Consider the following 17,621-nt stretch of genomic DNA (forward strand, 5'->3'; position numbering starts at 1 on the left):
GTCTTTGACGTAGCCTCTGGCAAGAAAGGGCGGGCCAGAAAATCGCAGGTGAGATGGGGCTGCTCAAGAAGGTTTTTATCGCAAAAGATGACATGGCACTTTGAGTTCTGGCGCTCCGCGTAGGATTTAAGGCGTAAGGGTGCAGGTCTTTTTTTATAAGCCTGTACGGATAGATCAACACCTTAATCACCCAACGCCTCACCTTCACGCCGAGGGTCCGCGCCACCACTGAGCGTCACCTTGCCCTGGGCATCCCGTGTGCGCACGATGGCCTGCACGCCGCTGGTCATCTCGATCTCGCTCAGGGCGTGGCCCTTGTCCTTGAGCGCCTGTTTAAGCGCCGGGCTGAACAGCCCAGCTTCCAACTCGGTAGCACCATTGCGACTGCCGAAGTTGGGCAGGCTGATGGCCGCCTGCGGGTCGAGCTTCCAGTCGAGCATGGCCACCAGGGATTTACTCACGTACTCGATGATCTGCGAGCCGCCGGGGGAGCCGACGGTAGCCAGCAGTTCGCCCGAGTTGCGGTCGAACACCAAGGTCGGCGCCATGGCCGAGCGTGGGCGTTTGCCCGGTTGCACGCGGTTGGCCACAGGCTGGCCGTTTTCTTCGGGGATGAAGGAGAAGTCGGTCATCTGGTTGTTGAGCAAAAAGCCCTGGACCATCACATGAGAGCCGAATGCCGCTTCAACCGTGGTGGTCATCGACACGGCGCCGCCCTGGTCGTCCACCGCCACCACCTGTGAGGTGGAGATGCGCAGCGGCGAGCGGTCTGGCGCATACGCTACCTGAATACCGGCGGGTTGGCCGGGCTTGGCGATGCCCATGCTGCGTTCGCCGATCAGCGTGGCGCGCTGCGCCAGGTAACTCGGTGCGACGAGGCCGGCGACGGGTACGGGGGTGAAGTCTGCATCGGCCACGTACAGCGCGCGGTCGGCAAAGGCCAGGCGCCCGGCTTCGGCGAGCAGGTGCACGGCCTCGGGTGTCGGCTCAAGCCCGGCCGGCGAGGCACTCTTGACCGGTGTCATAGGGGCGATGGCCAGGCGCGGGGTGCGGGTTTCCAGCGCCTGCAGTGTCCCGAGGATCTGCGCCACGGCAATCCCGCCCGAGGACGGCGGTGGCATGCCGCAGACCTTCCATTGTTTGTAGTCGGTGCACAGCGGTGCGCGTTGCTTGGCGGTGTAGCTCTTGAGATCAGCCTGGGACAGGCTGCCGGCATTGCGATGGCCCTGCACCTTGCGTGCGATCTCATCGGCAATCGATCCTTGGTACAACGCATCCGGCCCTTCCTTGGCGATGCGCTTGAACACCGCGGCCAGAGCCGGGTTTTTCAACAGCGTGCCGGTGGCTTTTGGCGAGCCATCGGCATTCAGGAAGTACGCCGCCATGTCGGGCGATTGCGCGATAAAGCGGTCAGCCGCGATCAAGCTGTGCAAGCGTGGGGAAATGGCGAAGCCTTGCTCCGACAGGCGAATCGCCGGTTCAAACAGCTTGGCCCATGGCAAGTGGCCGCTCTTTTTGTGCGCCATCTCCAGGGCGCGCAATACCCCTGGAGTGCCCACCGAGCGCCCGCCAATCTGCGCATCCGTGAACGCCATGGGCGTACCGTCGGCCTTCAGGAAAAGACGCTCCGTGGCCCCGGCCGGCGCAGTTTCGCGGCCGTCATAAGCCTGCACGTTGTGCCCATCCCACAGCATGATGAACGCACCGCCGCCGATGCCGGAAGACTGCGGTTCCACCAGGGTCAATACCGCTTGCATGGCAATCGCCGCATCAATGGCTGAACCGCCTTGACGCAGCATTTCACGCCCGGCTTCAGCGGCCAGCGGGTTGGCGGCGGCGGCCATATGGCGCTCGGCGTGGCGGGTGCTCAGGTCGGTGCGGTAGCCCGAGCCCAGCTCTGGCGCCGGAGGCTGTTCGTTGACGGGCGTGTGGCAGGCGGTGAGGGCCAGGGTTGCGGCGATGACTGTCAGGCTGCGGCGGGAAATCAAAAACACGCGCTGAACTCCGTTCATGTTGAGAAGGTGCTGTGGTCCTTGGGCTACTGCGTTGTTTACAGGTAAATCGTGCCTTGCATGTACAGCACGGCCTTGCCGGAAATAATCACCCGGTCACCCTGCAGTTCACAGCGCAGCTGGCCCTTACGCTGGCCGCCTTGCTCGGCGCTCAATTGCGATTTGCCCAGGCGCTCGGCCCAGAAAGGTGCCAGCGACGTGTGCGCCGAGCCGGTAACCGGGTCTTCATTAACGCCCACATTCGGGCCGAACCAGCGCGAGACAAAATCAAACCGAGTGCTTTTAGCGGTCACCGCAACCCCGCGTTTAGGCAGGCCTTTGAGCCGCGCAAAGTCCGGTGTGAGAGCCGCCACCTGTGCTTCATCTTCCACCAGCACGATGTAGTCGTCGGTGCCAAACACCTCGGCGTTTTCAAGCCCCAGGGCGCTCAACATGCCGTGGGGCGGCTCGCAGCGTTCGGGTTTTTTGGCCGGAAAATCCATCGCCAGCTCATCGCCGTTGCGCGTTACCCGCAATTCGCCGCTACGGGTGGCAAAGCGCAGAACCTGCGGGGCGTCCGCCAACTTGTGGATCAATACCCACGCGGCTGCCAACGTGGCATGGCCGCACAGATCCACCTCAACTTCCGGCGTGAGCCAACGCAACTCATAGAACTCGCCACGGGGTACAAAGAACGCGGTTTCCGAAAGATTATTCTCGGCTGCAATCTGCTGCAGTTGCTCGTCGGCCAGCCACTCAGTGAGTGGGCACACCGCTGCCGGGTTGCCGCCGAAGGGATGGTGGCTGAAAGCGTCGACTTGGTAGATGTCCAGTTGCATCGGGGCACTCCGTGTTTAGGGGAGGCAGGACACTAACAGTGGGGTTGGGGGGCGTCAAAATACAGTTGGGGAGTTTTTTTGCGCGCATAAAAAAACGGCCTACCTTTCGGTAAGCCGTTTTTAGTACTTGGTGGCTACACAGGGACTTGAACCCCGGACCCCAGCATTATGAATGCTATGCTCTAACCAACTGAGCTATGTAGCCAAGTGGCGCGCATTATTCGCTTGGAACGGCAATGCGTCAAGCGTTTTTGTTGAAAATTTTTCTACGCTTTCAACTGTTTAAGCCAAAGCGCTGATTTTGGCGACGGGCGGTGGCGAATGCACCGTGCATGAGGGGAGCGCAAGCGCTAAGCGTCTTCGAGGGTCTACTCACGGGCCCAGTCCGACAGTGTTGGGCAGATATCCCTGTCGCCCAACGCTTGACTGGCTAGTTCAACTTACTGATGCAGTGGGGTGTGGGTGACGCGCTTGAGCTGTTCGCGTGCCCGTGACAGGCGCGAGCGCACGGTGCCGATAGGAATGTCCAGTACGTCGGCGGTGTCCTGGTAACTGCCGTCGGTTTCCAGGGAGGCATACAGTGTTCTGCGCATCTCTGTGGGCAAGTGATCAATTGCGCTCAGGGTATTTTCCAGGCGTCGGTTGACCTCGAATTCCCAATCCAGGCTGTGGTTTTCTTCATGGCCATGCCACAGCGACTCGTCGAATTCGCAATGAGAGGGCTTGGCATACAGGCGCCGGAAGTGATTGCGGATCAGGTTCTGCGCGATGCCGCACATCCAGGTGCTGAGCGTCGCGGTACCACTGAAGCGCTCGCGATTGCGCCAGGCCTCCAAGTAAGTCAGTTGCAATAGATCATCCGCGTCTTCCGGGTTGAGGACCCGTTTGTGAATGAAGCGCCGCAGTTTTTTCTGTTGATCGTCTGTCAGATGGAGCATGAATTGAGGCGAATTGCCACCAAGGTGAACTAAGGCTTCAATAGGGATATTCATGATTTTTTCCTTAAGGTAGACGCAGTCGAAAACGTATCGACAGGAACCCGATTGCACTGCGTGTGCCAAAGAGAAAAAATCGTTTAATAGCTTGATATACATAGATAAATATTTTGAATGGAGGTGTTTTTACGCAGACTTTTGCACGGGGGAACAGGTGCCTGTGCAAGTCTTTTCAAACCCGGCTCAGCCTCAAATTTCTATGGAACCGTATGGGTGGGCCTCGCCACACAGGGAAAACACTCTTCCTGAACTGGCCTGTCCATGAAAGTCGAATCTCGCAACGATGTGCAAACGGTCCAAAGCTCGGATCAACCTGTTATCAACACTGGCTCCGTGCCTGCACCTGCGAAGGGTGTCGACGAACTGGCCCATCTGTTCAATCAGGAAGTGGAGCTCAATAAGCTCCCGCTGGCCCATCGGCAAATGGGCGTGCGCGTGCCTGCGGCTGAAAAGCTGGTGGAGCTTTATGACCAGTTGGGTCACCCGGCCCAGGCGAGCATGGCTTCGGTTTCGCGCCGAATCAGGATGCAGTTGCTGCAAAGCGCCAGTCTCGAAAAATTGCTCGACCTCGCCGGAGGCGACCCGGCGCGTGCTTTCGTGGTGCTCAAGCATGTGGTGAGCGAGGCGGACGCTGAAGTCCGTAAATCCGAAGCGGCCCTTGCACACGCAGCCATCGCCAAGCTGGAGGCGCGTTTCAAGGGCGAAATCCAGGCCGGCCTGAACATCGCCTTAACACTGCAAGCCGCCAGCGTGGACCCCGAGGAGCGCCAGGCCCTACGTGCGCTCTACTACGCCAGCGTGGTCACGCGCCAATCCCTGGCAACAATGATGCAAGCCCTGCTGGGTGTATACGGCGGTGATGGGTTTCAAGAAGGGCTTAACGTGATGCGTAAAGCCCTGGCAGACGATATTGCCGCCTTGGTGTCCTCGGTGCCTACACCATTGCTGCGCTCCTTGCTGGTGGGGCTGCGAAGCTGCGGGCAGTTGAGCGCAGTGCTGGCCAGTTGCGTGACGTGCAAGCAGCGCCTGGAGATGGAGGATGAGGCCGTTACGCTGCTGCAGCGCCTGCTCGGATATGCCAGCAGCGGCATAGGCGCCGATGAAATTCTGCGGTTGGGGAATGAGATGGGGAGTGGTTCGCCTACCAGGCAATTGACAGCTCTCAACGCGCTTTACCCTCTGATCCGGCAGTTACCTTTGGCCTTGTGGCCTGACACCAGAGTCCGTGAGGAAACCTTGTTCAAGTTTGTAGCGGTGATGGACGAACTGAACCGGATCGATGGCGGAACCCAGCGTTCTCCTGAGCTGGCCGAGGCTATGACGTGACTCTGCTGTCGACCATCAATGGCTTACTGCTCAAAGTGGCACAGCGAGCTGAAGTGCTGGGCGCTGTGGTGGTCATGGCCATTATCTTTATCTTTATCGTTCCACTGCCGACCTGGCTGGTAGATATTCTGATTGCTCTCAATATCTGCATATCTTGCCTGTTGATCGTACTGGCGCTTTATCTACCGGGCCCTTTGGCGTTCTCGTCGTTCCCGTCGATCCTGTTGTTGACCACTATGTTTCGATTGGCGCTGTCGATCGCGACCACGCGCCTGATCTTGTTGGAACAGGACGCCGGTGACATCGTTGAGGCGTTCGGTAATTTTGTGGTGGGGGGAAACCTGGCGGTGGGGATGGTGATCTTCCTGATCCTGACCCTGGTCAACTTCCTGGTGATCACCAAGGGTTCGGAGCGGGTTGCCGAGGTCGCGGCGCGATTTAGCCTGGATGCAATGCCGGGTAAGCAGATGTCTATCGACAGCGATTTGCGTGCCGGGTTGATTGACGGTGTGCAGGCGCGCGACAAACGCGATCAGCTGTCGCGTGAAAGCCAGCTGTTTGGGGCCATGGATGGCGCCATGAAGTTCGTCAAAGGCGACGCCATCGCCGGTTTGATCATCGTCGTGGTCAACCTGTTGGGCGGCTTCTCCACGGGCATGTTCCAGCACGGGTTGAGCGCTGCCGATTCCATTTCGTTGTATTCGGTGCTGACGATTGGCGATGGCCTGATAGCACAGATTCCAGCGCTGCTGATCTCTCTGACTGCGGGCATGATCATCACCCGCGTGGCGCCGGATGGACGCAAAGGCGTCAGTAACATGGGCGTCGAAATTGCTCGGCAAATGACCAGCGAGCCCAAGAGCTGGGTGATTGCCTCGGTGGGAATGCTTGCGTTTGCCCTAGTGCCGGGCATGCCTACCCTGGTGTTTATTCTTATCGCGCTGATCACCGGCTGTGTGGGTTACTACCTGGTACGCCAGCGTCAACGACAGGCAGAGCCCGCCAACGAAGCCGCCGAGGTCGTTCGACCTGAAGAGAACGGTAAAGAGGACTTGCGCGGATTTGATCCGTCGCGCCCCTACCTGTTGCAGTTTTCCCCCGTGCTGCGCGGAACGCCTGAGGTGACGGACCTGATTCATGGGATTCGCCAGGCGCGAAACTCGCTGGTCGCCAATATCGGCCTGACATTGCCGCCGTTCGAAGTTGAACTCGATGATTCCCTGGCCGCCGATGAAATGCGCTTTTGCGTGCATGAGGTGCCCATGGTCAGGGCGTCAGTGGTCAACCATGTGGCTGTTGAGCGCAAGGCGCTGACGGTTGAGCCTGAGCACGCCATACCGGGGCTGGCTGAGCGGGATGAACAGGATTGGCTCTGGTTGCCTCCTGATGACCCGCTGCTGGAGGACCCAGAGCTGGAGCGCTTCACGGCTACGCACCTGATCCTGGAACGCATGAGGCAGGCAATGATGCTCAGCGGGCCGCAGTTCCTGGGGATTCAGGAGAGCAAGTCGATCTTGAGTTGGCTTGAGCATAACCAGCCGGAACTGGTGCAGGAACTGCAGCGCATCATGCCGCTCTCGCGTTTTTCGGCGGTGTTGCAACGCCTGGCCAGTGAAGGCGTACCGCTGCGAGCAGTGCGGCTGATTGTCGAGTCGCTGATCGAGTACGGGCAGCATGAGCGTGAGCCGGAAGCCCTGGCCGACTATGCGCGCATTGCCCTCAAGGCACAGATCTACCACCAGTACAGCGAGGCCGATGGCCTGCATGCCTGGCTGTTATCTCCGCAGAGCGAAAACATCCTGCGCGAGGCGCTGCGCCAGACCCAGACCGGCGTGTTTTTCGCGCTGGACGAGAACCACAGCGCGGCCTTTATCAGTTTGCTCAACCAAGCCTTTGTACTAAGGGCCAAGAGAAAAAGTGTGATGTTGGTGGCGCAAGACTTGCGCAGCCCATTGCGGACCTTGCTGCTGGAAGAGTTCAACCATGTACCGGTGCTGTCTTTCGCTGAGTTGGGAAGCACATCCAAGGTCAAGGTCCTGGGGCGCATAGACCTGGGCCACGAAGCCTTGATGCGGGGGGCGGCGGCATGAGCCTGCGGCCATGGTTAATACGAAGGAGGGCTCGATAATGTATGAGCTAAGGGTGCTTGATGGCCAGCGCCAGGGCGCTGCGTTGCCGTTGTTTGGCGAACAATGGAGCATTGGCGCCCAGGCAGATGCTGACTTGGTGCTGAACGATCCAGGGGTTGCCGAGCAGCATGCGTTGCTGCGCTTTTTTGAGGCTAACTGGTCGGTGCAGGCCCAGGCGGAACTGTTGTACGGGGCTGCTGGGCAAGCCATGGCGCAGATCCCGAATCTGGCATTGAACGTGCCCTTTCTGGTGGGCAGCGTAAGGTTGTGCGTCACCCTGGCGGATCAACCGTGGCCCGAGCCTGTGGCGCCGGCGGCCGCAGCGGTGCCATCGCCGGATGAACCCGTGCAGGCACTGATGTTGTCCGCCATTGCGCCCTCGCAGCAAAAGCGCTTGATCAGCCTGGTGCTGGTGATGGCGATCATCATCGCCGTAGTGGGCATGGTCTCGACAGGGGAGCATGAGGCCCAGGCTTCGCTGATGCCTGCGGTGGCTGGCAAACAGGAACTGGCCTCACCGATTGATGTGCGCCAACAGTTGGTGAAGATGCTTGGCGAGCGTGAGTTGAACCCGCGCATCGGCTTGCAGGTGATCAACGGCCAAGTCGTGCTGAGCGGGGATGTTTCCCAGGAAGATGTGGAGTTGGTGTCGCGGATGCTCAGCCGTTTTGGTGAGCAATTCGACAGTGCGGTGCCGGTGATCAGTCGTGTCCGTGTGCGCGATGAGGCCTTGCCGTTCAGGATTGTGCAGATAGTGGGCGGACCGAACGGCCACGTGGTTCTGGAAGAGGGCAGCCGGCTTTTTCTGGGGGATCAGATAGACGGCCTGCGCCTGGTGCTGATCGACAACAGCAAGGTGGTTTTCGACGGTGCGCAGCGTTATGAGGTGCTTTGGTGAGTACGCAATTGCAAGCGCGTCTCGACGCCTGGCAACAGCGCCAGGCCCAGGCGCTGAGCAGCTTTGCGCCAGTGGCGATGCGTGGTCGCATCCAGCGCGTCAATGGCATGTTGCTGCAATGCCGATTGCCTCAGGCGCGCATCGGCGATTTGTGCCAAGTGGAAAAAGGGCCGGGCGATTTCATGCTCGCCGAAATCATCGGCTTTGATCAGCAGGATGCAGTACTCAGTGCCCTGGGTAATCTGGAAGGCGTACGAGTGGGCGCTGGCGTTGAGCGCCTGGGCGTTTCGCATCGTGTGCAGGTCAGCGAGGCGCTGTTGGGCCAAGTACTGGATGGTTTCGGGCGACCGATTACGGGGCAGGGCGCCAGTGCGTTTGTCGAAGCTGAACTGCCCGATACCAGTGCGGTGCTGTGTGAAGCGCCGTTACCCACCGAGCGCCCGCGGATCAACCGTGCCCTGGCCACTGGGGTGCGTTCCATTGATGGCTTGATGACGCTGGGTGAAGGCCAGCGCGTCGGTCTGTTCGCCGGGGCCGGTTGCGGCAAGACGACTCTGTTGGCCGAGATCGCCCGTAACGTCGAATGCGACGTCATCGTGTTCGGCCTGATCGGCGAGCGAGGCCGCGAGTTGCGTGAGTTTCTCGACCATGAGCTGGATGAGCAATTGCGCTCCAAAGCGGTACTGGTGTGTGCTACGTCTGATCGCTCCAGCATGGAGCGCGCTCGCGCTGCATTCACCGCCACGGCGTTGGCTGAAGGTTTCCGGCGCAAGGGTCAACGGGTGTTGTTGCTGATTGATTCCCTGACTCGTTTCGCCAGGGCCCAGCGCGAAATTGGCCTGGCTGCCGGTGAGCCCCTGGGACGCGGTGGTCTGCCGCCTTCGGTGTACAGCTTGCTGCCGCGTCTGGTGGAACGCGCCGGGTTGACCCGTGACGGTGTGATCACAGCGATCTACACGGTGCTGATCGAGCAGGACTCCATGAACGACCCAGTGGCCGACGAAGTGCGTTCGTTGCTTGACGGCCATATCGTGCTGTCGCGCAAATTGGCCGAGCGTGGGCACTATCCGGCGGTAGATGTGCTGGCGAGCCTTTCACGAATATTGAGCAACGTCGCAGAACCTGCGGATATCCAGGCGGGCACGGCGTTGCGGCGTTTGCTATCGGCGTACCAGCAGATTGAGTTGATGCTCAAGCTGGGCGAGTACCAGCCTGGCAGCGATGCCCTGACGGACCTGGCGGTGAACAGTCGCCAAGCGGTGGATGGTTTCCTGCGCCAGGATTTGCGTGAGCCGACACCGATGGCTGTCACGCTGGAGCAACTCAAGGAGCTGACCGCCCATGTCCCATTCTGACGTACTGCTCGGTGAGGTGGAGACGCTGCGGCGCCTGCGCAGGCACCGGGCCGATCGGGCCGAGCGTGCCCTGCGTGAGGCCAAGCGTGCGCAGCAGGCCCTGCTTGCGCACATCCAGCAGGCCCAGGAAGCACTTGAACAGACTCGGCAGGAGGAAGCCCGGCAAAGTGCGCAGTTGCTCAGTCAGCATCAGGGCCAGACCCTGACCTTGAAGGGGCTGAAATCCTGGCGCGCGCAGGAACACACCTTATCCGCCAGCACCCAGCGAGAAGAGGGGCAGCTTGAGGCGTTGCGCAGCCAACGGCCAGTAAAAGAAAGCCACGTTGGCAAAGCCCAGAGGCAAGCCACCGAATGCTTGCGACAGGTCGAAAAGTTACAGGAGTTATCACTTTTACTGGCACGGGAGCCGGCATGACTAAGGTTGCTAATAAACCCCCTCAAAGACCGCCCCTGCGTGAGCCACGGGAAGAACGTGAGCCGGGAACAGCGGGCGTGGTGCCCTGGGAGCAAGGGCGACTGTTTGCGCGGCTGTTTGCTGATGAGCGTGAGGGCACAGGGACGGGAGCCTCCTTATCGGGAAAAAAATCAGCATCCGGTATCGCCATGATCGAGGCGCTCGCCGAACAGCTGGCGCCGCGTGTATTGGCCGGTTCGCAATGGCCGTTGCAGGCAGTGTTGTACTTGCCACGTCTGGGACGGATCAATGCCAGCGTGCGCCGAGAACAGAGCGCCTGGACCATTGAGCTGGAAGCAGAACAGGGCGCCACGGCACGCTGGCTCAGTGGCGTACGACAGCAGTGTGAGGAACGTTTTGCGCAAGCGCTGGGGCGGCCAGTCAGCGTACTTGTGCCAAGCGTCGGCAACCTATGATCGTACCGCTACTGACATTCCCGTCGATCAAGAGCGACTTGGTTGCCGCACGCAACCGACTGGGGCGCGGCCTGTACCTGCCGTTCCATGTCGCGGGTCAGGCCGGTGAGCTGCGGCTTGAGCCTGGACGTGCGCCAGTTGGCAGTGAAGCGGTGTGCTTTGACACGCAGTGCGGCGTGCTGGCGCTCGCTAAGGCAGGGCCGTTGCTCAGCCTGATGGGCGAGTGTCCGGTGACCCTCGCTGGGGCCGACAACGAACCAGACTCCTGGTTCTGGGCGTTGTTCCAGTATTACCTGAGCCCCGAAGTGCGGTCGTTGTTGGGTTATGTGAGATTGCTGCACACCGAGCGACCAAGGGGGTTTGGCTGCCGCCTCACCGTGACCCTGGGGGCATCCTGGGCTGAGGGTTATGCCTGGTTGAGCCCCGAAAGCTTTTTGGCCTTGCACGAGGCGAGTTCCTGGCGGGCCACGGCTGCGCCACTGCCGTTGTCGTTTCAATTGGCAATTGCCGTGACCCTTGGGCGGTTGCGGTTACCGATTGTACAGGCCAGTAGCCTGCGGACCGGCGATGTGCTGGTGCTTGAACAGACCTTTTTCCAGGCCCTGGGCAGCGGCTATGTGCAGGTTGGCAGAGAGCGCCTGCACGGGGGCATTGACGATGACAACGGGCGGTTACGTTTCATTCTTACTTCTATCGAGGACATGTCCGTGGACGAAGATTTAGCTGTACCTCATTACTCGGGGCATGAAAACGATGAACCTGTCATGGACGTATTCGGCCCCGAGCCGTTCGATGAGTTGAGCATGACGCTGAACGTACGCTGCGGAACACTGAACCTTACCCTGGGGGAGCTGCGTAACCTCGTGCCCGGCTCGGTATTGGGCATTGCCGGTTTCGCCCCGGGCACGGCGGGACTGTATTACGGTGATCGACCCATCGGCCAGGGACAGTTGGTGGAAGTTGACGGGCGTCTGGGGTTGCAGTTGTCCCGAGTGGTGTTCGGTCGATGATTCTTCAGGGGCTGGACCCGGTAGTTCTGGCGGTATTTCTGGGGGCGTTGTCGTTGATGCCCATGCTGTTGGTTGTCTGCACAGCCTTCTTGAAAATCGTGATTGTGCTGATGATTACCCGCAATGCCATCGGCGTACAACAGGTGCCTCCAAGCATGGCCATCAACGGAATCGCCCTGGCTGCCACCTTGTTCATCATGGCACCGGTGGGGTATGAGATCGCCGAGAACCTCAGGGCTTCGCCTCTGGACATGACCAACGTGCAAACGTTTCTGAGTACCGGCAATGAGGCCATCAACCCCTTGCGTGCCTTCATGCTGCGTAATGTGGACCCGGATGTGCTGACCCATCTATTGGAAAATACCGCACGTCTGTGGCCAGCGAAAATGGCGCAGGAGGTGCAGCGTGAGGATCTTATCCTGCTGATTCCGGCCTTTGTGCTTTCGCAATTGCAGGCGGGGTTCGAGATCGGGTTCCTGATCTACATCCCCTTCATCGTGATCGACCTTATTGTTTCCAACCTGCTGCTGGCGCTGGGTATGCAGATGGTCTCGCCGATGACCATTTCCCTGCCGCTCAAGCTGCTGCTGTTCGTGCTGGTGTCTGGCTGGTCGCGGTTGCTCGACAGCCTGTTCCTTTCTTATCTCTGAGTGGCGTATGGAACCTATCGTGCTGTTCAAGCAGGGCATGTTGCTGGTGGTTGTACTGTCGGCGCCGCCGCTGATCGTGGCGGTGGTGGTGGGGGTACTGACTTCCCTGGTACAAGCACTGATGCAGATCCAGGACCAGACATTACCCTTTGGTATCAAGCTGGTGGCGGTGGGTGTCACATTGATCCTGACGGGCCGCTGGATTGGCGTTGAGTTGATCCAGCTGATCAACCTGACGTTTGAAATGATCGGCCGTTCGGCCCTGAACTGAGGCGTTGCCTGTGCTGCTTTATCTTGACTACCTGCCCAGCCTGGTGATTGGCATGGCGCGTATTTACCCCTGTGGCATTTTGGTGGCGGCGTTTTGTTTTCAGCACGTGCGAGGCCTGCCTCGGCACACCATCGTGATGGTCCTGGCGCTGCTGCCCGCGCCGGGTATTCACGCAGCTTTGGCAGGGCAGGACCCTTCAGCAATCATGCTCGGTGCGCTGATGATCAAGGAAGTGGTCCTGGGGTTGCTGCTCGGGGTGTTGCTGGCGATGCCGTTCTGGATGTTCGAGTCGGTCGGGGCACTGCTGGACAACCAGCGTGGAGCCTTGGCAGGTGGCCAACTTAACCCGTCACTGGGGCCGGACGCGACACCGATCGGGCACATGTTCAAGCAACTGGCGATTTACCTGTTGATGGCCGTTCTGGGGTTGGGCACGCTGACCCAGGTGATCTGGGACAGTTATCTGATCTGGCCACCCACCGTGTGGTTTCCGTTTCCAGCGGCTGATGGCATGAGCGTATTTGTCGGGATGCTGAGTGACACGTTCATGCACATGATGCTTTACGCTGCGCCCTTTATTGCCGTGTTGTTGCTGTTGGAGTTTGGCATCGCGTTGCTGGGCGTCTACAGCCAGCAATTGCAAGTGAGTACCTTGGCGCCACCGGTTAAATGCCTGGCGGGAATCGGTATTTTGTTGCTGTACTTTGCATTGTTGCAGGATCTTATTGTCGGGCGTATGAGCCAGCTGGGTGACCTTAAGCACTATCTGGGGCTTTTGTTCTCGGTCTCGGCACCGTGAGTGATTCGGGGGAAAAAAAGCACCCGGCGTCCGCCAAGAAACTGCGTGACCAACGCAAGAAAGGTCAGGTCGCGCAAAGCCAGGATGTGAGCAAGCTGTTGGCACTGACGGCTATCAGTGAAGTCGCCTTGTTCACTGCCGAGACCAGTTTGCAGCGCTTTCAGCAACTGATGGTGTTCCCGATGTCGCGCTTGAGCCAGCCGTTTGTGCGAGTGCTGGAAGAAGTACTGGTGGAGGGCCTGGTCATGTTTTTCTCGTTCTCTCTGCTGATGGCCGGGCTTGCAATTGCTGCGAAGCTGATTGGCAGCTGGATGCAGTTCGGCTTGTTGTTCGCCCCGCAAACGCTCAAGCTGGATTTCAATCGCCTCAACCCTATCAGCCAGATCAAGCAGATGTTTTCTGCCCAGTCTTTGATGAATCTGTTGATGAGCATAGCCAAGGCGTTCCTCCTGGGCCTGATTGTGTACGTGGTGGTTTGGCCCTCTTTGGGGGCGTTGATCAATCTTGCCAACAGCGATCTGCAGAGTTACCTACTGGCGCTGATCGCGTTGTTCCGTCACTTGCTGCATGCCTGCCTGGGGCTGTTGCTGGTGTTGGCGTTGATCGATCTGACGTTGCAGAAGCACTTCTTCGCCAAGCGTATGCGCATGACACAGGTTGAGGTCGTCAAAGAATACAAAGACATGGAAGGCGACCCTCATGTGAAGGGGCAGCGCCGTCAGTTGGCGCAGCAATTGGCCCAGGAGGAACCGAAGGTCAAACTGCCCAAGCTGGAAGAGGCAGACATGCTGGTAGTCAACCCGACGCACTTTGCGGTCGCCCTGTATTACCGTCCTGGCAAGACGCCTCTGCCCCTGCTGATCAGTAAAGGCACGGACGACGAGGCGCGAAAACTGATCGCGCGCGCGAAGGCCGCCGAGGTGCCCGTGATTCAGTGTGTGTGGTTGGCGCGTACGATCTACACCAAAAAGTTGGGAGCCAGCATTCCTCGCGAAACCCTGCAGGCCGTGGCGTTGATCTATCGCACCTTGCGCGAGCTGGACGATGACGCCAAACGCGAGACGCTGGAGCTCCCGGAGCTTGACCAGCGCTGATCAGCGAATGGATCGTGGGTCCAGGACACTGAGACCTGCCAGCGAGAGCATCCGGCTCAGCGTCCTGTCCAGATTGCCGGGCGGTGTTGGCAGCGCGTGCCAGATCACCATGGCGCCCTGGGCATCGAGGTAGACAAAGCACCCCTCGAAGACCAGGGCCTGCTCAAAGCGGCGCTGTAATATCCGTTGCAATTGCCCGGCTTGCAACGCTTCGCGAGCGACATGCAGAGCCAGCCCCGGGCGATTGCCGGCCTGCAACGTGCACACTTTGATACCGGGCGCGAGGGACTGGTGAGCGGCAGCGCCGCTCACCAGGTCGTTCAGCACTACCTGGGGTTGGTTGCCGGGCATTTGCGTCGTGCTCATCGCTCCAGCGATACCGTCTGGTAGTCCGCGCGCTCCCCGGACGGTCCAGGCTGGACGCGCATGTGCGATGGCCACCAGATCACCATCTTCTGCGCGGTCGACTGCGGGCGTGAGCAGGAGTCGCCTTTGCATGTTGGGGTACAAGCGCTGACGAGCAGCGCCGCACCGATCAGGGTGACGCACAACAATTGATGCTTCATGGTCGGGCCTTTTTGACAGGAGTAATCAAGGTAGGGCGCGGTACGCTGAGGTGTTCATCCTTCTTCACCGGGCGCATGGCGATAAAGACTTCGGCTTCTTCTCCCGGCTTCAACCAGGCGCGTGGCCACACGGTGACGGCCAAAGTCTGCGAGTTACTGCATTCTTTTTCATCGATGCGCACATTGCGGTTGAACTGGTTGCGCATCACCACGACGGCGACGTTGTACTCGGGGCCTGCGTACCATTGGCTGCGCTCGGTGTTCAGCGCCAGCAAGTCGCGGGGGCTGCACAGCGTGTTCAATCCCAGGGGCATGGGCGCCAACTTGAAGGCCTTGGGCACTTCTCCCGTCACCAGATGCGCCAACGTGCTGATGATGTCGCTACGCTTGATCTCGGGCTGGTGAGGGGCGTTGCGCCTGGCCAGTGGTGCAAGGGCCGTCTGCAACTCGGCCTGGTCTGCCTGAGGCAAGTAGCGGGACGGATCGGCCTGGTCGCCGATGACGCGTGGGGTGATGATGAACAGGCGTTCACGCCGATTGTTCTGCCGTTCGCTTGAAGAGAACAACGCCTTGCCCAGCAGTGGGATATCGCCCAGCAGCGGCACCTTGTTGTGCTTGTCGGTGCTTTCCGTGACATGGAATCCGCCCACCACCATTGAGCGTTTTTCCGCCATGACCGCCTGGGTACTGACGTTACCGCGGCGCACATCCAAGTTATTGAGGTCACGATTGGGGTTGGACTCATCGAACGTACCGTCCTCGATATCCACCACCAAGTGAATCTGATGGCTGCCTCGGCTGGTGATGACGCGGGGCACGACCTGCACGCTGGTACCCACGGTGACCGGCAGGATGGTTGCGTTCTGACGACCGGGTGTCAGGTACTGAGTGCGGTTGAAGTCGATCACCGCCGGTTGGTTTTCCAGGGTGAGCACGGAGGGGTTGGACACCATGGTCGCCAGCCCCTTGGCTTCCAGGGCGCGTATGTCAGCATAGAAACGGTCGCGATTCTCGATCGACAACTGCTGCGATGTGCCGGGCGCCATATTTGCACCACCACGGAAACGGCTGTTCTGAAACCCCCAGTTCACGCCGAATTCACGCAATTGGGTGCGCTCGATATCCAGAATGATCGTATCGATTTCCACCAACTTGCGCGCCACATCGAGTTGAGCGATCAACTCGCGGTAAATGGCCTGGCGCTCTGGCAGGTCATAAATGAGCACCGCGTTATTGCGCATATCGGCTTCGACGCGAATGCGACTGGTGGGGGCCGGCGCCCGCGGGGTGAGTGTGGCGCCAATATCCATTGGCATGGGAGTGCTGTTTGTAGCGAGCATCTGCCCCAGCAACGGGTTGCTCAAGCGGGGAACGTTGGGTACGAGAGGGGCGGGCTGTGAGGCGGGGCGCTGGGCTAACGCAGGGGGTGTCGCGTTGGAGCGTGGCTCCAGTAAGCCCCGCACAATGCTGGAAACACCGGCAATGGTGATCTTCTGGCCGCGATAATCCACGTGGCGATCCGCTGCATTGGCAAACTTCAGCGGGAAACTCAGCACGCTCTGTTTTTCGTCCACCGAGCGGCGTTGGCTGCTGAACTGTTTGACTTGCTCGATATAGCGCCGAGGCCCTGAGACCAACACGATGCCATCGTCGGGCAACTCACCCCAACCGAAGCGGCTGTCGAGCAGGCCGATATCAGTGAGGGCTTGCTTGAGGTCGGCAATGGTCTCGGAGGAGACCTCCAGGCGCGCTGACTCTTGCTGGTCCAGAGTACTGACGTAGAGCGTGTTGTTGTACAGGTACCATTGGAAGCGATGCTCTACCCCCAGGCGGTCGAGCAATGACTGCGGGGTGTTAGCGCGTATCTTGCCATTGACGATGCCTTCCAGCAGGCCCTCGATCTGCAGCTGTGTACCGAAGGTCTGGGCGAAATCTTCGAGTACCTCGCGCACCGGCTTATGCTCGGCTTCATAAGCGTAGGCGGTGTTTTTCCATTCCGAAGGGATGGCGGCCAGCGCGCTTTGTGCTGAAACCAGCAACCAGGAAAACAAAAACACATTCCGCCAGTGGGTTCTTTTGGCTGTAGCGGCAGGCGAGCCAAGGTACGAGCGATTGCCCTTATGGGTCTTGTTAGACATAGACAGTTCTCTAATTAGTACGAACGTGAACTTAGCGGGGTGGGTTTGAGGTTTTGAACTGGGCGAGCAAGTCGTGCATTGATTGCGCGCCATGTGTCGCGTTGGTTGAGCAGGGCTTCAAGGCAGCCAAGCAGGCCGGCTTCTCCACGGTCGGCGCGCAGGCTGTTAATCACCCATAGCGCTCCCGTGTCGGCTTTTTGAGCCAATGCACCTTGAAAATGATTCAAGCTGGCCGCGCCCAGGCGCAGCCAGCCTTGCAAGGCTGAGTTATCGGGTAGAGAAGAGGTCAGTTGAGCCCCCAATAAAACGGTGTCTCCCTGACGTTGCAGGGTGACTTCGTCGTCGCCCTCAAATAGAGCGATTTTTTCCTTTCCGCTGCTCAACCAGTCACTCACGAGCGCCTTCATCTACTGGAAGCTTTCAATAGTTGTTTTAAGCATTTGGTTGACGGTTTTACCGTGCTCGTTATAAAGCGCAAAGGTGACCTCTCTACGCGTTACCAAGTTGTGAAAGAGTTCGCTGTCTTCGGCGGCCAGGCTTTCTTCGAAGCCGGCTTTGAACTCCTTGTATGTCGATGTTTTATTTCGGGCAATCGAATGAGTCAGTTCTTTGAAAAAATCCATGATTTTTCCTCGGTTTTCTATTGTCGATGGATGAATTTAAACAGTCAGCTCTGAGTGCTTAACATAA

Annotated in this window: 19 protein-coding genes and 1 tRNA gene; 11 read left to right on the forward strand and 9 right to left on the reverse strand. The window is 59.3% G+C overall.

The genetic code is table 11. The annotated features are described in order from the left end of the window. Positions 1-182 precede the first annotated feature (182 nt). From ggt to RHM69_RS24720, 4 genes are all read right to left on the reverse strand, one after another. The gene (gene ggt / locus RHM69_RS24705) at positions 183-2,012 is read right to left on the reverse strand and encodes a gamma-glutamyltransferase (RefSeq protein WP_200600736.1); all 1,830 of its coding nucleotides are present in this window, start codon (positions 2,010-2,012) and stop codon (positions 183-185) included. 38 nt (positions 2,013-2,050) lie between these two features. Continuing rightward, entirely contained in the window at positions 2,051-2,830 is a 780-nt protein-coding gene (locus tag RHM69_RS24710) for a PhzF family phenazine biosynthesis protein (protein ID WP_020301448.1), read from the reverse strand. A gap of 128 nt (positions 2,831-2,958) precedes the next feature. Further along, a tRNA-Met gene (locus RHM69_RS24715) sits at positions 2,959-3,035 on the reverse strand. Between the two features lie 235 nt (positions 3,036-3,270). Beyond that, on the reverse strand, positions 3,271-3,822 hold the full coding sequence (locus tag RHM69_RS24720; protein WP_014716807.1) for an RNA polymerase sigma factor: 552 nt from the start codon (positions 3,820-3,822) through the stop codon (positions 3,271-3,273). A gap of 264 nt (positions 3,823-4,086) precedes the next feature. Between RHM69_RS24720 and RHM69_RS24725 the strand changes: the two genes are divergently transcribed. Genes RHM69_RS24725 through sctU form a run of 11 tightly spaced genes read left to right on the forward strand, consistent with a single transcriptional unit; the run spans position 4,087 to position 14,227 of the window. After that, a complete protein-coding gene (locus RHM69_RS24725; RefSeq protein WP_014716808.1) occupies positions 4,087-5,151 on the forward strand; it encodes a TyeA family type III secretion system gatekeeper subunit in 1,065 nt (354 codons plus the stop codon). Further along, positions 5,148-7,241 carry a type III secretion system export apparatus subunit SctV gene (sctV, locus tag RHM69_RS24730; RefSeq protein ID WP_200600734.1) on the forward strand — a complete coding sequence of 698 codons (2,094 nt, stop codon included), beginning with the start codon at positions 5,148-5,150 and terminating at the stop codon, positions 7,239-7,241. The genes RHM69_RS24725 and sctV overlap by 4 nt, the downstream gene beginning before the upstream one ends. A 37-nt stretch (positions 7,242-7,278) precedes the next feature. Then, positions 7,279-8,178, forward strand: a complete 900-nt coding sequence (locus RHM69_RS24735) for an FHA domain-containing protein (protein ID WP_038448786.1) — start codon at positions 7,279-7,281, stop codon at positions 8,176-8,178. Continuing rightward, entirely contained in the window at positions 8,175-9,533 is a 1,359-nt protein-coding gene (locus tag RHM69_RS24740) for a FliI/YscN family ATPase (RefSeq protein ID WP_014716811.1), read from the forward strand. The genes RHM69_RS24735 and RHM69_RS24740 overlap by 4 nt, the downstream gene beginning before the upstream one ends. After that, the gene (sctO, locus tag RHM69_RS24745) at positions 9,520-9,948 is read left to right on the forward strand and encodes a type III secretion system stalk subunit SctO (protein ID WP_060766643.1); all 429 of its coding nucleotides are present in this window, start codon (positions 9,520-9,522) and stop codon (positions 9,946-9,948) included. The genes RHM69_RS24740 and sctO overlap by 14 nt, the downstream gene beginning before the upstream one ends. After that, positions 9,945-10,403 (forward strand): type III secretion system HrpP C-terminal domain-containing protein, encoded by a 459-nt coding sequence (locus tag RHM69_RS24750; protein ID WP_014716813.1) that lies wholly within the window; start codon positions 9,945-9,947, stop codon positions 10,401-10,403. The genes sctO and RHM69_RS24750 overlap by 4 nt, the downstream gene beginning before the upstream one ends. Next, positions 10,400-11,413 (forward strand): FliM/FliN family flagellar motor switch protein, encoded by a 1,014-nt coding sequence (locus RHM69_RS24755; RefSeq protein ID WP_014716814.1) that lies wholly within the window; start codon positions 10,400-10,402, stop codon positions 11,411-11,413. Before RHM69_RS24750 ends, RHM69_RS24755 begins: the two co-directional genes overlap by 4 nt. Further along, on the forward strand, positions 11,410-12,063 hold the full coding sequence (gene sctR, locus RHM69_RS24760; protein ID WP_102666822.1) for a type III secretion system export apparatus subunit SctR: 654 nt from the start codon (positions 11,410-11,412) through the stop codon (positions 12,061-12,063). The genes RHM69_RS24755 and sctR overlap by 4 nt, the downstream gene beginning before the upstream one ends. 7 nt (positions 12,064-12,070) lie before the next feature. Beyond that, positions 12,071-12,334 carry a type III secretion system export apparatus subunit SctS gene (gene sctS / locus RHM69_RS24765; protein WP_014716816.1) on the forward strand — a complete coding sequence of 88 codons (264 nt, stop codon included), beginning with the start codon at positions 12,071-12,073 and terminating at the stop codon, positions 12,332-12,334. A 10-nt stretch (positions 12,335-12,344) separates the two neighbouring features. Beyond that, positions 12,345-13,133, forward strand: coding sequence for a type III secretion system export apparatus subunit SctT (gene sctT / locus RHM69_RS24770; RefSeq protein ID WP_020301451.1), 789 nt, complete (start codon positions 12,345-12,347; stop codon positions 13,131-13,133). Next, the gene (gene sctU / locus RHM69_RS24775; protein WP_020301452.1) at positions 13,130-14,227 is read left to right on the forward strand and encodes a type III secretion system export apparatus subunit SctU; all 1,098 of its coding nucleotides are present in this window, start codon (positions 13,130-13,132) and stop codon (positions 14,225-14,227) included. Before sctT ends, sctU begins: the two co-directional genes overlap by 4 nt. Here sctU and RHM69_RS24780 read toward each other — a convergent pair whose 3' ends face one another. Genes RHM69_RS24780 through RHM69_RS24800 form a run of 5 tightly spaced genes read right to left on the reverse strand, consistent with a single transcriptional unit; the run spans position 14,228 to position 17,554 of the window. Next, positions 14,228-14,593 carry a transcriptional regulator gene (locus RHM69_RS24780; protein ID WP_102666821.1) on the reverse strand — a complete coding sequence of 122 codons (366 nt, stop codon included), beginning with the start codon at positions 14,591-14,593 and terminating at the stop codon, positions 14,228-14,230. It lies immediately after the preceding gene. Further along, positions 14,590-14,793: an HrpT family type III secretion system protein gene (gene hrpT / locus RHM69_RS24785; RefSeq protein ID WP_014716820.1), complete on the reverse strand. Its 204-nt coding sequence runs from the start codon at positions 14,791-14,793 to the stop codon at positions 14,590-14,592. The genes RHM69_RS24780 and hrpT overlap by 4 nt, the downstream gene beginning before the upstream one ends. After that, positions 14,790-16,931: a type III secretion system outer membrane ring subunit SctC gene (sctC, locus tag RHM69_RS24790; protein ID WP_200600732.1), complete on the reverse strand. Its 2,142-nt coding sequence runs from the start codon at positions 16,929-16,931 to the stop codon at positions 14,790-14,792. Before sctC ends, hrpT begins: the two co-directional genes overlap by 4 nt. Positions 16,932-16,945: 14 nt before the next feature. Further along, a complete protein-coding gene (locus RHM69_RS24795) occupies positions 16,946-17,338 on the reverse strand; it encodes a hypothetical protein (protein ID WP_014716822.1) in 393 nt (130 codons plus the stop codon). After that, complete coding sequence (locus tag RHM69_RS24800) at positions 17,339-17,554, reverse strand: hypothetical protein (protein WP_014716823.1); 216 nt, start codon at positions 17,552-17,554, stop codon at positions 17,339-17,341. It lies immediately after the preceding gene. Positions 17,555-17,621 lie beyond the last annotated feature (67 nt).

This window comes from Pseudomonas sp. CCI1.1 (genome assembly GCF_034348165.1).
Classification (GTDB): Bacteria; Pseudomonadota; Gammaproteobacteria; order Pseudomonadales; family Pseudomonadaceae; genus Aquipseudomonas; species Aquipseudomonas paracarnis.